This window comes from Pseudarthrobacter linnaei, assembly GCF_055412825.1.
In genome coordinates this window covers 279925-294066 of sequence record NZ_JBVAYX010000001.1, presented here as the reverse complement: position 1 = coordinate 294066, position 14142 = coordinate 279925, and the positions used below count along the sequence as shown (strand labels likewise).

General features: G+C 62.4%; 17 protein-coding genes. 8 read left to right on the top strand and 9 right to left on the bottom strand.

Translation table 11 applies throughout. The features are described from left to right. Nucleotides 1-1102: 1102 nt before the first annotated feature. The gene (locus tag ACZYZ3_RS01400; RefSeq protein ID WP_463962076.1) at nt 1103-1291 is read right to left on the bottom strand and encodes a hypothetical protein; all 189 of its coding nucleotides are present in this window, start codon (nt 1289-1291) and stop codon (nt 1103-1105) included. Between the two features lie 57 nt (nt 1292-1348). Between ACZYZ3_RS01400 and ACZYZ3_RS01395 the strand changes: the two genes are divergently transcribed. Further along, complete coding sequence (locus ACZYZ3_RS01395) at nt 1349-1495, top strand: hypothetical protein (protein WP_463962075.1); 147 nt, start codon at nt 1349-1351, stop codon at nt 1493-1495. Between the two features lie 135 nt (nt 1496-1630). Here ACZYZ3_RS01395 and ACZYZ3_RS01390 read toward each other — a convergent pair whose 3' ends face one another. The 4 genes from ACZYZ3_RS01390 to ACZYZ3_RS01375 form a co-directional block, all read right to left on the bottom strand. Further along, nucleotides 1631-2509 (bottom strand): hypothetical protein, encoded by an 879-nt coding sequence (locus ACZYZ3_RS01390; protein ID WP_463962074.1) that lies wholly within the window; start codon nt 2507-2509, stop codon nt 1631-1633. 90 nt (nt 2510-2599) lie between these two features. Then, complete coding sequence (locus ACZYZ3_RS01385) at nt 2600-3256, bottom strand: response regulator (RefSeq protein WP_463962073.1); 657 nt, start codon at nt 3254-3256, stop codon at nt 2600-2602. Beyond that, complete coding sequence (locus tag ACZYZ3_RS01380; RefSeq protein ID WP_463962072.1) at nt 3253-4512, bottom strand: sensor histidine kinase; 1260 nt, start codon at nt 4510-4512, stop codon at nt 3253-3255. Before ACZYZ3_RS01380 ends, ACZYZ3_RS01385 begins: the two co-directional genes overlap by 4 nt. 357 nt (nt 4513-4869) lie before the next feature. Next, entirely contained in the window at nt 4870-6282 is a 1413-nt protein-coding gene (locus ACZYZ3_RS01375) for an aminotransferase-like domain-containing protein (protein WP_463962071.1), read from the bottom strand. Here ACZYZ3_RS01375 and ACZYZ3_RS01370 point away from each other — a divergent pair. Further along, nucleotides 6281-7243 carry a DMT family transporter gene (locus ACZYZ3_RS01370; protein ID WP_463962070.1) on the top strand — a complete coding sequence of 321 codons (963 nt, stop codon included), beginning with the start codon at nt 6281-6283 and terminating at the stop codon, nt 7241-7243. The genes ACZYZ3_RS01375 and ACZYZ3_RS01370 overlap by 2 nt on opposite strands. Nucleotides 7244-7407: 164 nt before the next feature. Here the strand turns inward: ACZYZ3_RS01370 and ACZYZ3_RS01365 are convergent, their stop codons facing one another. Together ACZYZ3_RS01365 and ACZYZ3_RS01360 are read right to left on the bottom strand one after the other, a co-directional pair. Next, nucleotides 7408-7938, bottom strand: a complete 531-nt coding sequence (locus ACZYZ3_RS01365; protein WP_463962069.1) for a class IV adenylate cyclase — start codon at nt 7936-7938, stop codon at nt 7408-7410. Nucleotides 7939-8103: 165 nt separating this feature from the next. Further along, on the bottom strand, nt 8104-8448 hold the full coding sequence (locus ACZYZ3_RS01360) for a MerR family transcriptional regulator (RefSeq protein ID WP_463962068.1): 345 nt from the start codon (nt 8446-8448) through the stop codon (nt 8104-8106). A gap of 45 nt (nt 8449-8493) precedes the next feature. Here ACZYZ3_RS01360 and ACZYZ3_RS01355 point away from each other — a divergent pair, with 45 nt between their 5' ends. The 6 genes from ACZYZ3_RS01355 to ACZYZ3_RS01330 all read left to right on the top strand — a co-directional run bounded on the left by ACZYZ3_RS01355 (nt 8494) and on the right by ACZYZ3_RS01330 (nt 12415). Continuing rightward, the gene (locus ACZYZ3_RS01355; RefSeq protein WP_463962067.1) at nt 8494-8952 is read left to right on the top strand and encodes a VOC family protein; all 459 of its coding nucleotides are present in this window, start codon (nt 8494-8496) and stop codon (nt 8950-8952) included. Nucleotides 8953-9076: 124 nt separating this feature from the next. Beyond that, nucleotides 9077-9391, top strand: a complete 315-nt coding sequence (locus ACZYZ3_RS01350; protein WP_463962066.1) for a hypothetical protein — start codon at nt 9077-9079, stop codon at nt 9389-9391. Between the two features lie 74 nt (nt 9392-9465). Then, nucleotides 9466-10062: a cysteine hydrolase family protein gene (locus tag ACZYZ3_RS01345; protein ID WP_463962065.1), complete on the top strand. Its 597-nt coding sequence runs from the start codon at nt 9466-9468 to the stop codon at nt 10060-10062. A 75-nt stretch (nt 10063-10137) separates the two neighbouring features. Then, nucleotides 10138-10713: a GNAT family N-acetyltransferase gene (locus tag ACZYZ3_RS01340; RefSeq protein ID WP_463962064.1), complete on the top strand. Its 576-nt coding sequence runs from the start codon at nt 10138-10140 to the stop codon at nt 10711-10713. A gap of 91 nt (nt 10714-10804) precedes the next feature. Then, nucleotides 10805-11296, top strand: coding sequence for a GNAT family N-acetyltransferase (locus tag ACZYZ3_RS01335; protein WP_463962063.1), 492 nt, complete (start codon nt 10805-10807; stop codon nt 11294-11296). A 186-nt stretch (nt 11297-11482) separates the two neighbouring features. Then, entirely contained in the window at nt 11483-12415 is a 933-nt protein-coding gene (locus tag ACZYZ3_RS01330) for a GDSL-type esterase/lipase family protein (protein ID WP_463962062.1), read from the top strand. A gap of 150 nt (nt 12416-12565) precedes the next feature. Here the strand turns inward: ACZYZ3_RS01330 and ACZYZ3_RS01325 are convergent, their stop codons facing one another. Next, nucleotides 12566-12799: a hypothetical protein gene (locus ACZYZ3_RS01325; protein WP_463962061.1), complete on the bottom strand. Its 234-nt coding sequence runs from the start codon at nt 12797-12799 to the stop codon at nt 12566-12568. 757 nt (nt 12800-13556) lie between these two features. After that, the gene (locus tag ACZYZ3_RS01320; protein WP_463962060.1) at nt 13557-14015 is read right to left on the bottom strand and encodes a hypothetical protein; all 459 of its coding nucleotides are present in this window, start codon (nt 14013-14015) and stop codon (nt 13557-13559) included. Nucleotides 14016-14142 lie beyond the last annotated feature (127 nt).

Here is a 14142-nt window from a genome sequence, read left to right as displayed (position 1 = left end):
GCGGTCGTGGCATCATCAAGCTCGTCGCTGCTGCGAGGTCACTGCTGGTCGAGATAGACACTGCTTCCTCGAAGGTCGCCGGCTGTCTCGCAGCGCTCTCACAGCGGCTCAGCAGAGCTGCTCCAGAGTCGATGTGGCACCTGGATCTTCTCTTTGCCAGGAGTCCCACGGTTCCAGTCCTCGCACACGATTGCTGTTAGACCAGACGCTTCCTGCCCGGTGCCTGGGCGGCGTCAGCTCCGGCGTCCCATCCTCGGCCTTTTACCTTCCGGGCTGGGGAACTTGTTCATCCAGCCCGGGCCAAGCACTGTATGCCCGGGGACCGGCACGGGCTCTGGTTCTCTGTCCTCACTGTGCATCCCAGCACAGCCTCAACGGGCTTAGAAAGAGCCGGCTCTTCATCCCCAGGAGAGAGTCCTCAAAGGGGGTGGTTGGCGGCTGTCATCCGACTGGCCTTCCATCCTGTATCGCCCCGTCCTAAGCCAATCCATCCTTGGCTCACCTGGTGGTTTGGGGAAGTTCTGAAACACGGTTGTCACGAGGAGAAGTAGAGGTCTGAACTGCCCTTGAAAGCTCTACATCTCCTCGAGGGAACCGGACTCCCGGACCACCTGGTGAGCGGTGGGGCTTTGCGCCAGTGCATCGCCAACCGCACCCGCCCCTCGTTCTTTTTAGCACCGTGCTTCCGGCTCAGCGTGGCGCTCGGAGAGCGCCGGTGATGATAAAAAAATGCAGCCCAAAGGCTGCAATCTTCTGGTCACATGTGGCCAGAATCCGGCCACAGTTGTCCTGCATCGGGCGTCTTATGGACGAGTAATACAGAGCATTCAGCGCTTTATAGCGGAATCAGCTGTGCAGACAGCGCAATGTAGCCGCCAGCCCATGATTGGGCTGTTTCGGGCCAATAGCCGGTCAGCAGCTGCCCACAGATCGCCCACGATCAGTGAGAGCCGCTTCAGCTGGTCACTTTGTGGCCGCTTTGCGCCCACAAAGGGGTTGCAATTGGGCTGTCACCACGCTGGGGGCCCGGTTGCGGGCAAGAGCTGGCCGCTTTGTGGCCACGATTGGCCCACTGTCCAGTCGGACACCACTGATGACGGTTTCAGTCATGGTGGGGCTCTACTGTGTAGTTGTTTTCCTCAGAGGCCCAGGAGGTTGCAGCTCGTTGGCTTTGCCGTGCGATGTGCTCGAAGGCGCGGGAGAGTTCGGGCGGGGAGATGATGGTTTGCTCTGCTTTGGTAAGCAGGAGCCATCGGGCTATTGAGTCGTAGCTGTCAGCTCCGGCTTCCACGATGCAGGTGTCCGCGGTTTCTTCCCGCACAGGCCCGCACAGGCCCGCACCGGAGCAATGGTGTCCCTCGCCCAGGAGCTCCCGCCCGTCATTCTGGCCCGGCTCACCGGACTGAGCACCTCCAGCGCCATCAAGTGGGCAGAAGCAGTTGCAGCGAGCAATGCCCGCTACGCGGCGTTGCTCGCTAATCCCGAACACGGGTGAATGAGGTGGACCGCGGCGCGGAGGCTCCCCCATCTGCCTGACAACGCGCCACTCTGCATTAACTGGCGGAAGCCGGCGGCGTCCTGTCACCCCCGAATCTTGACAGGACGCCGCCGGCCGTTTCGCCGCGCCGCGCTATTTCGACGCAGTGCCACCCACTGTTGCCGCGTTAGCGGCAGCCGTCCGGCGAATCTCTTTGACCTTCGCGATCTGCGGGCCCAGTTCCTGCATGCGGGTTGTCAGGTACTTATCCAGGACTTTGTCCAGGGCGGCGTGGAAGCCGGTCTTGTCCCGGCAGACCGCGTCGGTGACGGCGATTCTGAACTCTTCTTGGCCGCCTGCAGCTCTTCCCGCATCTACTGCCTGCTGCGGGTTCGCAAAGGAAGCGTAGGGGGTGTCTTTCATACAGGCCGTCCAGCCTGTGACTGCTTTGGTGATACCTGAGTCCCCGGAGGCGGACAGGCTCGCCGGGAGGACTGAGTTGTAGGCGAGGCCGGTAGCGAGCATGTAATTTTCCGCGCTGCCGTAGATCTGTGTCATGGCTTCGCCGCGGCATCCGCCGGAGGACGTTCCCGTACCGCCCACCGTGGGCTTTGACGCGGTGTCCTCAGGGCCGGTGAGTGCCTTGGTGAAGTCTGGATTGGCGAAGAGCTTGCCGTCCGCGGACTCGGGAGCCGGCTCACGGGATCCTTGTGGTCCGGTGCTGGCGTAACCGCTGGCCTTGGCGGCGTCGACCGTGATCCGTTTGAATCCGATGGCTCCGTTGAGGTCCATAGTCATCTCGGAGCTGGGCGGCGTGTAGTCGAATCCGGCCTTGGCCATGCAGAGCCGGACAGCCTCCTGCATGCCCTTTTCGGCGATCGGATCTGTAGAGGCGTAGGCCTCTGCCTGGCGGATGATCCCTGGGACAGGCTCCGGGGACGCGGTGACCGACGCGGCCGGGATGGCGGCTGCGGCCAGCGCGGCACCGGTGCCTACGATCAGCACGGCAGCGCCGAAGATTTTCTGTTTCATGGTGGCTCCTTCGGTTGTTTTGGGCAAAGCGGTGGCTGGCCTTCCCACAGCGGGAGGGCGTCGGTGGATGGGACGGCGCTGCTGTGTGGGCTAGTTGAGGACGTTGTTTTCGTAAGCGAATGCGACGAGCTGGATGCGGTTCTTCAGCTTCAGTTTCGCCAGGATGCTGCTGACGTGGGATTTCACAGTGGCTTCGCTGAGCACGAGGGATGCGGCGATTTCGGCATTTCCCAGCCCCTTGGCCGTCAGGAGAAATACGTCGCGCTCCCTTCCGGAAAGGTCTGCCAGTGCGGCGTCGTTCCCCGAGGAGGGCGTGGTGTAGTCGCGCAGCAGTTCGTTGGTGATGGCCGGGGCGATGACTGAGTGCCCCGAGTGAACCGTTCGGATGGAGGCCAGCAGGAAGTCGGGTGTGGTGTCTTTGGTCAAGAAACCGGCGGCGCCGGCCTGGATGGCTCGGACGACGGCTTCGTCGTGATGGATTGTCGTCAGAACGATGATTTTAGTGGCAGCTCCACTGGACTTCTCCAGGATCGTCCTTGTGGCCGTGATTCCATCCATGACAGGCATCCGGATGTCCATCAGGAGCACATCGGGGCATGTCGCCCGCACGAGTTCGACGGCAGCCGCTCCGTTGGCGGCTTCACCGACTAAGTCCATGTCTACCTGGCTGCGAAGGATCATCTTGAGTCCGGCGCTGAACAACGGCTGGTCGTCGGCCAAGGCAATCCGGATGGGCGCGGCGGTCATAGCTTTGCTCCTTCGAAGGCGGGGAGGCGAGGCGTTGAAGGAGTCGCCGCCGCGTGCTGGCCGGGTCCGGCCGACGGGAAGAACGCCAGCACTTCGAAGGTCTCGTCGCCCCGGACTGTTTCCACCCATCCGCCGGCAGCTGCGGCGCGGGCCCTCATTCCTGCCAGCCCGAGACCGGGCGGGGGCGTCGTCGTCGTCGCGGTCGGGTTTGCGATCAGCGACGATCTGCTCCGAACTTCGAGGGAGGCCGCGGTCCAGACCAGGTGCAGGTGCGCGCCCTGGCTCCGGTCCCCGTGCTTGAAAGCATTGGTCAGGCTTTCCTGCGCCAGACGGTAGACCGCCAGCTCCTGGGCGGCGGTCATCTCCCATGGCTCGCCCATCGTTTCGATCATGACCGGCATGCCACTCGACCTGAGACGGTCGGCAAGAGTGACCAGGTCTTCAACCTTGTGAGTCGGCTGGTTGCTGAGCTCCGTGGAAAAGCCTTCGATCAGCCGGCGAGTTTCGATCAGTGCGGCCCTCGCTGATTCGGCGATGACCCTTGATGCTGCCTCAACGGACTCCGGCTCCACGCGGTGGATGAAGCGTATTCCGTCGGCCTGCGCCACGATGACCGTCAGTGAATGGGCCAACACATCGTGCAGCTCCCTGGCAATTCTGTTGCGTTCCTGTTCGACAGCAAGTTCAGTCACCGTTTCCCTGAGTCGTGTTTCGGCCGCGAGCTGCGCCCGGCGGCTCGTCGAGGCATTATTTACTGCCACACCGACCGCCCACGCGGCGAGGTTCAAGGCGGCGAACGCTCCAAAGATCAGAAAAGCGTAGGTGAGGGTTCGCAATAATCCCCGCCCGTATATCTGGTTGCCGAAAATGAAATTGATCCAGGTCTGGTCAGTGAACCAGTTAACGGTGATGATGGCGGCGAATACGACAGCAGCAACGGGGAGGACCCACCGGTTCCGGGATTTCCAGCCGACTACTGCGAAGAAGATGACCACCGGGACGATAGCGTAGCTCAGCACGCCGGACAGAAGGACCAACGGGAGAACCTTGACACCCTGCAGGACCAGGGCGGAGAAGACCAGCCCCAGGGCGGCCGCCGGCAGAATCTCGGCCACAGCGACGCCCGTCACGAGCGCCAAAAGCAGGGCGCTCTTCTGGTCGAAATGGCGCTCCTCCAGGATAAAGAGCGCCACCATAAGCAGCACAGCCGCGGCCGGCGCCGCGAGGGGCCTCAGAGACTGGATCGTTTTGAACATGCCTTCACCCTAAGCGGGCTCTCGCAACACAGAGGGCCATATCGAGTGAGTTCCAACTTGATGATGAACAAGTTCCACCTCCCGGATGACTGATCCGCCGACCGACGACCATCATCGAGTTCTTCAGCGTGGACATCAGTGCGACTTCGACGACCCTTAGGGGCGAATTGTCTCTGGTTCCGGGGGCCAGACGGCAAACGCAACCGGGCAAGGAGTGCCGGTAACTTGCGGCGTAGCTTTTGACCGAATCCCTTCCAAGAACGGCAGGTGTCACGGGTCTTCCAAGTCCGAGGCCTGCCCATCCGTGACGTCCGGCCGGTCGATCATAGGTTCCGCTGAGGGCCCTCGGCAGATGGCCTATTGGCTGTTGCGTTCGAGAGCGCTGCCGAGAATGCGGGCGCCGGCGGCGAAGGCGCCGGGGTTTGGTCCTGAGTAGTTGAGCCTGATGAACGGTCCAGTGGATTCTGCCGGGAACCACTCGGCGCCGTCGCCGATGATCACCCCAGCGGTTTCGCAGTCCCGGATGAGCCGTGCGACGTCCGTCCCGTCGGGCAAGCGTGCCCACAGATTCAGTCCTCCTGCGGGGACGTGGGGGATGTGGGCCAGTGGTGCGTGTTCGCGCATACTGGCCAGGAGCAGGTCACGGCGGGATTGAAGCTGGTGGCGGAGGCCGCGCAGATGCGTCTGCCAGGCCGGCTGCGTGACTACGTCCAGTGCCGCGGCCTGGAGCAGGCCGCTGACATACATCGATTCGGCCACCCGGTCGGCCACGATGCGTTCGCGGGCAGGGCCTCGGGCGATGACGGCAGCGACGCGGATGGCGGGGGAGACGCTCTTGGTCAACGAGCGGAGATAGACCACGTGCCCCGAATCGTCTTGGGCGGCGACGGGCGCAGGGCTGGTCGTGATGCCGAAGTCGTGCGCCCAGTCGTCCTCGACGAGGAACGCGCCATAGCGGCGCACCACGTCCAGCACCTCTTCGCCGCGTTTTGTTGTCCATTGCGCGCCGGTGGGATTCGCGTAGTTCGGCTGTGCGTAAAACACGCGCGCGCCTGTCTCCTCGAAGGCGCGCGCTAATTCGTCAGGATCGGGACCCTCGGCGCCACTGGGCACCGGGATGACGCGGACGCCGGCCTGGGCGGCTGCGAGGATGCCTCCCCAGTAGGTGGGTGACTCCATAAGCAGGGGCTGGCCGTTGCCCACCAGAGCACGGAAGATGGAGCTGAGTCCGCTCTGGGATCCGGGCAGGACGATAACGTCGCTGGGCACGGGCGGGGTGACACCTGCCGGGGTTGAGGCCCTGAGTTCCTGCGCGAACCAGGACTGGAGTTCCGGCAGTCCCGTCGCCGGCGGACGCGATACGGCCGCGTCCCCTCGTGCGGCGCGGCTGAGGGCAGCCCGCACCAGGCGCTCGGGCAGGAGTTCCCGGTCCGGATAGCCTGAGTGGAAGGCGATGACGTCATTCGGTGTGTCCCGCATCGCGGCGGAGACCGGGCGGGCCGGTGCCTGCGGTGAACGGAGGGCCGCCGACTGCCACCCGTAGTCAGAGGGCCGCGCTGTCCGGACAGCCCGGACAAAAGTCCCAACTCCGGGCCGGCTCTCTATCAACCCCTGCGCGGAGAGGGTCCTGAGCGCATTCTGGACTGTCACCGGGCTGGCCTGATACTGGGCCACCAACGCCCGTGTCGACGGCAGCCTTGCTCCTGCCGGAGCAGTCGCCATCCAGTCCCTGAGGCGACCAGCAATCCTGGAACTGCTATTGTAAGTCATGAGAGACAATAGTAGCGCTACTACACTTATTGCCCCAGTGATACTGCCGCCCCGGCGGCCTACGGGTCTCTGGTGGGGCCTTCTAGGCGTGGTTGCCTTTTCCTTTACTGTTCCGTTCACCCGCGTGGCAGTGGACGGGATGTCGCCCTTGTTCGTCGGGTCCGGACGGGCTGTCGTGGCGGCCATCCTCGCGATCTTCGCCTTGAGTCTCACGCGGCAACGCTTTCCCCGCGGCATGCTGTGGGGACGCGTTGCCGTGGTCGCCGGCGGAATCGTCATAGGATTCCCGCTACTGACGTCCTTCGCCCTTACCTCGGCGCCCGCCAGTCACGGCGCCGTCGTCATCGCGCTCCTCCCCGCCGCGACTGCAACCATGGTTGTCCTGCGAACCCGCGAACGCCCCCGGCCAGTCTTCTGGATTCTGACAGTCGTAGGCGCAACGGCGGCCATCGCCTTCGCTTTTATGCAATCCGGCGGCGTTGGACAGCTGCAATGGACGGACCTGCTGTTTTTCGGCGCCGTCGCCGCTGCGGCCATCGGCTACGCGGAGGGCGGCCTGCTGGCACGCGAACTCGGAGCATGGCAGACGGTCTCCTGGGCCCTCGTCCTCGCATCTCCTGTGATGGTGTTCCTGACTGTCACCGCAATCGCCGAGCAGCCACCGTCCGGCACACCTGCCCAATGGGCCGCCTTTGCCTATCTCGGGGTGGTCAGCATGTTCCTTGGATTCTTCGCGTGGTACCACGGCCTTGCCATCGGTCCCATGGCCCAGGTTAGCCAGGTCCAACTGGTGCAGCCGGTCCTGAGTATCTGCTGGGCCGGCCTCCTGCTGGGCGAGAACCTGACCTGGACCACCATCGTCGGAGGTGTGGCGGTGATTCTCTGCGCCGGAATGGCCGTTCGCACCCGTCTAAACCCCGCCGAAGGGGCGAGTCCCATGAATGGCAGCGCTCCCGCTTAGCGTCATGGTCCTATTGAGACACCGCCACGCTGCGTGGACCATGCATTAGCTACAAATACCGCAAAGAACCTAGGTAACTTGCGGAGTAGCTTTGGCCGAATGCTGTCCGCAAGCGAAAGGCACAATGGACAGACTCGTCAGCGCGGGTAGTCACTCAGTAAGGATCAGCGGGCTTGTGAGGCGCTGGTGGCAGCCAGGAGATCCACGTACGCACCTTGTACGAGCGCGCCGTCCTCAATTCCGAGAGCAGCAACGAGCCGGTGCGCTTCCGAAACTGCAACATCAGGTTCCAGCGTGTCTCCGACGGCGACCTCCAGTTCCACAAACTCGCCCAATCCGTCGACGAGGTCGAGATGGACCCGGGTCTGGCCGATGTGAAATACCGTGCGGTGCTTTTGAACGCGCCCAACTGCGCCGTAAGCATCAGTCAGGACTGACCGGAGCCCGTCTGGGTCCGAAGTTTCTGAATGGACATAGAACGAGGGCTTCGGGCCCGATTCGTCTGCCCTGCGGTAGTAGATCAGCACGCCGTGGTTCTCGTCGAGAACTCGAAGCTTGAGCCGGCCGTTCGGGCAGGAGAAAAACGTGTCATCTTGCGCGACATACTCGGGCCCCGAGTCTGCCAAAGACGCCACCACCGGCAGCAACTTTTCGAGACTGTCCACGTGCGCTTTGATTTCGATGTTCGTCGGCATGATCCCACTAGACCACGTCGTGATCGTCAAGCGGGCATCCTGGACTGCCCGTAAGACGGTCCTGTTTGGGAACCCTAGCCGACGCAAACTGCTTCCGGCAGGTTGGGATGAATTCCCCGAGATACGAAGGGACCGAACCACCGCCGCACATCGGATAGGGGATGCCTAGCCGATTTTGATCTCGCTGATGATCCGGTCGAGGGCAGTCTGGGTCGCCTTAAGGTTAGCGATCGTCTCTGAGATCCGGTCTCGTTCCTCGAGCAAGCGGGTCCCCAGTTTTGGGGTCCTCACTCCGGGATCACTCATGCACGGCAGTAAATCGACCATTGTCGCGCTGCATATGCCGGCGGCGAAGAGCTCCTGAATCAGGCCAACACGGGCGGGCGCATCCGTGTCGTACACTCTTTGCCCTGATCCGGTGCGGTCCGCGCTCAGCAAACCCTGCTCCTCGTAGTACCGCAGCGAGCGGACGCTCACCCCTGTCGCGGCCGAAAGTTCACCGATACGCATCTATGCCTTGCCTCTCACATTGGTGTCAGGTCCTAGGGTACGAGTATGACCACAGAGAACAGAAGCACAGCCCCCGTGCGCCAGCTGCGCCTCATCGTCGAAGCCGAAGACTACGAGGCTGCCGTGACGTTCTACCGCGATGTCCTCGGGCTCACCGAACAAGCCGCGTTCGAAGGCGAGGGCGATGCCCGAGTCACCATCCTCGACGCAGGCCGCGCCACGCTCGAACTCTCCAACCCGGCCCAGATCCGAATGATCGACGACATCGAGGCCGGCGGCCAACGGAGCGCGAAAATCCGGGTCGCCTTCGAAGTGGACGATTCGGCCGCGGCAACCCAGGATCTCGTCGCGGGCGGCGCCACTCTCGTCGCCGAGCCGCGCGAAACACCATGGAAATCATTGAACTCCAGGCTGACCGGACCCGCGGGGTTGCAGCTCACGCTGTTCCAGGAAATGGAAGACATCCAGACACGCAGCAACCGCCCAGGATTCAAACACCCCTAAGCAGCTGCCGCCGATTCACGGCACACCAGGATCAGCCCGGGCCGCACCAAGACAGCACAAGCATAAAAGATCAGCCGCGGGCGTCCCGCCGCGCTTCCTCATCCCAACGGAGAAAGAGAATTCAATGTTCCACGCAACAACAGCGGACCGTGACGCATGTGGCGCCGGCGAGGTCATATCCAAGAATCAGCAGTTCGGCTACGCGATGCAGGAACTCGCCATCCATAAAACCGATGGCGAACGACGGGTAGAGGCCGAGGAGGGAACGTCCCTCTATTGCATCGGGGGCCGCGGCTGGGCGTCCTTTCCTGGAGGACATGCCCGGTACGCGCTGGAGCCAGGGACCGTCTTCGCTGTCACCGAACCCGGATGTGGGATCATCATCAACGCCGCCGAGGACCTCAGAATGCTGCGGGTGGATCATGCACGCCATAGTTGAGAAACCACCGGTCCCGGGCGCCGGGCCGAATGAGCCAGACCCCATCGCTAACCAGACACCCGACAGGAACATCCATGAGCCACGCGCTAAATCCCACCTTTGATCCCCGTGCCGCACTGGTGATCGTCGATGCCCAACGGGCCTTCGATGACGCCGCATACTGGGGTCCGCGCGATAACCCTTCCTGCGAGGCGAACATCGCGGCCCTGCTGGCGCGCTGGCGAGAAACCGGCCGTCCCATCGTTTTCGTCCGTCACGATTCGACCGCGCCTTCATCCCCTCTGCACCCGAACAACCCCGGCAACGCGTTCAAGGACATCGTCACTGGCACACCGGATCTCCTGGTGCGTAAAAACGTCAACTCCAGCTTCCACGGCACCCCCGATCTACACGCCTGGCTCCAGGAAAACGACATCAAGGAGCTGGTCGTCTGCGGAATCACCACCAACCATTGCTGCGAAACCACGGCTCGAGTCGGGGGCAATCTGGGCTACCGGGTCTACTTCCCCCTCGATGCGACCCACACCTTCGACCGCACCGCCCCGGATGGTCAGAACATCCCCGCAGCTGTACTGTCCCGAATCAGCGGGGTGAATCTCCACGAAGAGTTCGCAACAGTCGTGACCACCGCGGATCTGCTGGAACAGGCAACGCAAATTGCTGCCCGGTAGCCGGAGCGGGCACGACTGTCCTTTCAGCGTTCGGCTTACGGACGAGGTTCCTAGAGTTTCTGACAAACTGGCCGCATGACCACGATCTTCACCCATAAGCCGACAATCGAGGGCCAACTCGTCAATCTGCGACCGATTCCGGCTCAGGACGCACCTATAGTGCATCGGATGCTTCATGATGTCGAAGCCGCAATTCTGACCGGAACAGTGCACTCCAGCAGCCAGACAACGCTGCCTTGGACTGTTGATGACCTCCGCGTGACTTACGAACGCTGGAGCTCCGCTGATGACCGTCTCGTCCTCGCCGTGATCGAGCAGGCGACGAACGCGATGGTTGGAGAAGTCGTGCTCAACGACTTGAACGAGTTGAATCGCTCCTGCGGCTTCCGCGCTTTCCTTGGCGCCGAAGGCCGCGGCCGAGGGCTTGGCAGTGAGGCGACCGAGCTGATTGTCCGGCATGGCATACACGAGCTTGGTCTTCACCGAATAGCTCTTGAGGTCTACGCCTTCAACCCGCGCGCCCGGCATGTCTATGAGAAAGTAGGATTTCGCCACGAAGGAACGGGCCGGGACGCGCTGTGGTTCGACGAGCAATGGATTGACGTCCACTACATGTCGATCCTTGAAACCGACGTACCACTGAGTCAGTAGAGGATCCGCCTGCGGGCGGCGGTCGTTCTATCGTGAGGTTCTCAGAAGGCACGTTTCCTGCTCGATGTAGAACTTTCCGTAGAGTGGCCTGATGGAGCTACGCCCGACGACAGCAGTTGACCTGCAGACCATTCTCGGTTGGGTAAGAAACAACCAAGAGATGGTCATGTGGTCAGGCCCCACTTTCACGTGGCCGCTCGGGTATAACCAACTCGCAAGATACTTCGGCAACACAAACAGGACCTACTGGTCTGCCATCGACGTCGAAGCCCAGGAACTCGTGGGGCATGCATCCCTCCTGATAGACAAAGACGCAGACCTGATGCGCATTGGGTTCATCATCGTGAGTCCGGAACACCGAGGACGTGGAGTAGGCCGAAAGTTCGTCGAAGCGGTTGTTCGCCAGGGTTTTCAAGCATCAACCTTCCCCGTCATGAAGCTGGGGGTCTACGCCCATAACACCGCAGCCCTCAACCTGTACGAAAGTCTCGGATTCACTAGGACCGGGGCCGTTTTCCAGACCACCGTCGATGAAGAACAGTGGGACGTAGTAGATATGGCTCGCCCAGCAATGCCCGATTGAGGATCCCTCACCGCGAGACTTCAATCAGCGAGGCGTAGGGGCCTTGGCCCCGTCTGGCGAATGCGTCCCATTGCCGCGAAGAGCCAGGACCGTGACGGATGCAATAATCAATCGCACACATTCTTCCTGGTCACAGCCACAAGCGAGGCTCGGGAGGGACGAAAGCTCTGCCTAAGGAGTCTCTCCGTGTCCACCCCGGAACCAACTACAACCGCTGCCCCGAGCCAGCTGGTCTTCTCGTTCGGCACCTTGTTGGGTGAGAAGGTGCAGCAGTCGCTGTTCGGCACCCGGGTTAAGATGGCTGAGGACGCCCTAATCGGGTACGGAACCACCGAGGTCGTCATCACCGACCTCGACGTGATCGCCAAGAGCGGCAAGAACGTTCACCTCGGCCTCGTCCGGCGTGAAGGTGACACCGTATCCGGCGGGCTGCTCGCGCTAAGCCCTGACGAGCTGGCCGCAGCCGACGCCTACGAGGTCGATACCTACGCCCGCCGCCGCGTGTCCACCGCCGCCCACGGACAGGCCTGGTGCTACGTCTCAGCCGATCCTCTGGATGTCGCCGAACGCATTGCCCTGATCGGCGACAGCATCGCCTACGGGCGTTGCACCCAGGACGGCGGCTGGGCCGCCCGGGTCGCCTCGCGACACATCACCCGCGACGAGGAGAGCAACCGGTTCTTCAATCTGGCCTGGCCGGGCGCCACCATACTCGAGATCCTGGACGCCGCCGAGGCCGAGGTGACCGCCCGCCGCGCCGACACTGTCCTGGTGGCGGCCGGCATCAATGACCTGCTCCACGCCGACGGACGGAGCGGGGCACAAGTGGGTCAGGATGTCATCGCCCGCCTTGAATCCTTCTGCTACGCCATGGAGCCCCAGGGACGCCGCGTAGTAGTGATGAGCCCGAACTGGGTGGACACCACTGTGGTCCCCAGTCTCCACCTAGGCGAGATACTGGACTTGCGGGAGACTTTGCGGTCGTGGTGCGAGCGGACCTTCCGGGACTTCCTCGACACCTGGGACGTCCTGGCCGACTGCCCGGCCCTGTTCAGCGACGGTCTCCACCCTACTGCCGAGGGCCACCGGCTGCTGGCCGAGGCTGTCGGCAACGTCTGATCTGCTCCCGGGGCCGTCCGTGTCCTTGGAATTTTCGCCGCGTCTCGTAAGCCGAACCCTTAGCGGACTGATTCACGCCGGCGCCCACGCTCAAAGGACACTGTCCTCCAGGCCGGCCGGTCGACACACTGCTCCCTCAGAAAGGCTCGCTTAGTCCAGAACCCTGAGTGAGCGGAGCTTGAGTCCTGTTTCCTGGTGCTGAGCCGTGAACGCCCGGGCAATTAGTCGCGCAGATGCTCTCGACCCCTGCTCGCGTTCGCTCGGGGGCACATCAATCGGCTCCTCCGCAGCCCCCTGTTCCCATTCTTCGTTGTAGCGCTGAATCGCCTCCAGATCATCAAGCTCTACTTCCAGTGAGAACGTGAAGACTTCTTTGGGTGCCATACCGCCATTCTGCATGACACCGAGGCTCAATTGCTGTGCTTGGAGGAAGGCGTTCGACGAACCCTAAACGGACAGTTAGTTGCCGAGCTCGCAGTCAGCGTTCATAAAGCAGCGCCGTTTCCTAGGACGATGCGTTTTCGGAGGTACTGATTCGTCGGTGGAAGCCACATCAGTACCGTCCCGATTACGACGGGGATAAAGGCCCACATAGGTTCCAGGTAAGGGGCTGCGATGACAGCGACGGCAAACCATGCGGCCACAAGAGTGAGGAGGCCTCTGGCCACTCGAGACCTATAAAGCATCAGAATGGGAACGCCGATCACGACCACTGTGTATCCGGCCAAAACGGCAAGGGTCCAAGACCCGAACCAACCGGTGTCTCTTAACTCGGGCGGCACGAACAATAGTGGGATCAGCGTGCCGAGGCCGGACCACACACCGGGAATGAGCCAGTACAACACACTGAGGGTGAGACTCCACGGCACCTGCCGGCCATCCACCCGCAACTGCTTAATCACAAGCACCCCACCACCCCCAGCCATACGGCCATTCAACGCTTCCCACTGCTCTCCGTCCAATCAACGCCGGCACGGGCCGAGCCTTGCACAGGCCCTGACCTATTCTTTTTGGGGATCCTTCAGCGGACGCCGTCGTCCTACGTGGTCGAGTTTCGGATGGTGCGTTAGTGGGACAGCGCTGCTCCGTCGATTCGAGCGCGGCCGTAAGCCGGCGCCAGCGGGCCGGCACCCTGCTGAGTTCAAGCGGGCGGCGGCGGAAGCTGAAAGATGAACCGGTCATCGGGCGACCACGTGTGCTCGTCGTCGCATCGGTAGCCGCGCAGCCACGCTTGACCGTCTACGACGCGAAGATAGAAGCCTTTCGGATACTCGTCGTCCTTGCTAAGCGCTTCGGCGGCCACTGTGAGGCCGCCATCGGGTGCACTCCCCGAAGACATCACCGAGTCGCGAGACGCGACCTGCTCGTTCAGAGCCATGCGCAAATAGGGCGCAGTATCCACCGGGCACAGTGACAAGCCCTGTTGCTGTGCTACCTCGAAGATCTGAGTAAGCGTCGCCCCATTGGGAAGCCCTAGTTCGGCGACCGTACGCTCTGTGACCATCACGGGACGAGAGGCCTGGGCGTCGAAGATGACGTCCTCGATCAGGGTTTCCGCGTGACCGTTGACCAGGATTCCACGCGAACTCAGGCTGTTCATCAGCTGACGTCGGGAAAGCCCTCCGACGCTTACTTCGAGTCGTTCAACGCGAGGTCTGTCTGGCATGAGTCTCCTTGAGGCGAGTGTCTGCTACAGGCTGGCGCCCAACTCTACGGGGGCCGGATCG